Genomic DNA, 1,412 nt, shown 5'->3' with positions numbered 1-1,412 from the left:
CTCTGTGTTCTCTGTGTTCTCTGTGTTCTCTGTGTTCTCTGTGTTCTCTGTGTTCTCTGTGTTCTCTGTGTTCTCTGGAGTTCGAAATGACTGTTGCGACACCCCCGACGGGAGAGGGGATCAGCGCCTAGAGTGGGCCATGCCCATCAGCCAGGCAATTGGTGAGCACAGCCCGCCCGACGGGCTGGGTTCTCGTTCCCACGCGCCGCGTGGGAACGCAGACGCTCCGCGCCGCGGAGAAAGGGCTGGTAGGCACAGCCCACCCTCCGCTGGGCGCGCAGCCCACTAGTCTCCCCGGCGTGCCTGTCAGGCCGGTCGGTGGGCCCAGCCCACCCGACGGTTACTGTGGTACGCTGCAAGCGCCTGAGCTGGGTTCGGCCTGCCATAAGCCTCTATGAGCATATTCAAAGATTTTCCAACCATCCTTCCCCGGCTGTGGGATTGGTTGCGTGAGCACAAACCCTGGGCCTGGGTGTTCTCAGGAATCGGGGTTGCCGTGCCCATTGCGCTTGTTGGTTGGCTAGTTATCGACTCATCCAATCCCCCGGACATCACCGCCTCGGCCTCTGGAAATGGCGTCGCAGTCGTTGCAACTGACGGCAGCAACGTCACTATCCAGCACAACGACCCGGCGATCGCTGAGGCTGTCGCCGAGGCCATCAAGGGCCTAAACCGAGAGCTGGAGAGAAAAGAACAAGCCCTGACCGACGTTCGGCAAGCAGCTCAGGAGCGAGAACAATCGTTGCAGGCGGCTCTGGATGAAGCCATCGCCGCTATTCCTAAGCAAACCGAGATTCCAGACGCCCAGGCCCGCATCGAGGAAGCCCTCACAGCGGCGGCCGAGGGAAACACCGCGCTGGCGGAGGCCATCTTCTCCGAGGTCGAAGCACGCAAGATCGCGGAAGGAAAGGCGGCCAAGAAATCGGCTTATAAAGAAGCCGCAGAGGCCGCCCGGCATCGTGGGGCCCTCGCCTTCCTGCATGACACGAACAAGGCGATTGCCGCCTACCGACGCGCCACCGAGCTCGACCCGGAGAACGCCGCCGGCTGGAATCGGCTCGGACTTCTCCTGTATCGAACGGGAGAGCTAGACGCCGCCGCAGCGGCCTATCGTCAGGTCGAATCACTCGGCAATGCCGAAGACGATCAGAAACTTTTGGCTGTCGCCTACGGCGGCCTGGGCAACCTCTATCTAACCCGCGGCGAGCTGGATCAGGCCGAGACGATGCACAAGAAGGCTCTGGCTCTCGATGAGGAGCTGGGGCGCAAGGAGGGCATGGCCAGTGACTACGGCAACCTGGGCAATGTCTATCAAACCCGCGGCGAGCTGGACCGGGCCGAATCCATGTACCGCAAGAGTCTGGCCATCGATAAGGAACTGGGGCACAAGGAAGGCATGGCCAACCAGTACG

At 61.7% G+C, this 1,412-nt stretch carries 1 protein-coding gene; it reads left to right on the top strand.

The annotated features are described in order from the left end of the window. Positions 1–394: 394 nt before the first annotated feature. The coding region (locus BQ17_RS13580; RefSeq protein WP_141699274.1) for a tetratricopeptide repeat protein at positions 395–1,412 on the top strand (1,018 nt) is incomplete at its 3' end.

It is taken from the genome of Candidatus Thiosymbion oneisti (assembly GCF_900092655.1).
Lineage (GTDB): Bacteria > Pseudomonadota > Gammaproteobacteria > Chromatiales > Chromatiaceae > Thiosymbion > Thiosymbion oneisti.
This window is presented reverse-complemented; position numbering and strand designations above follow the sequence as displayed.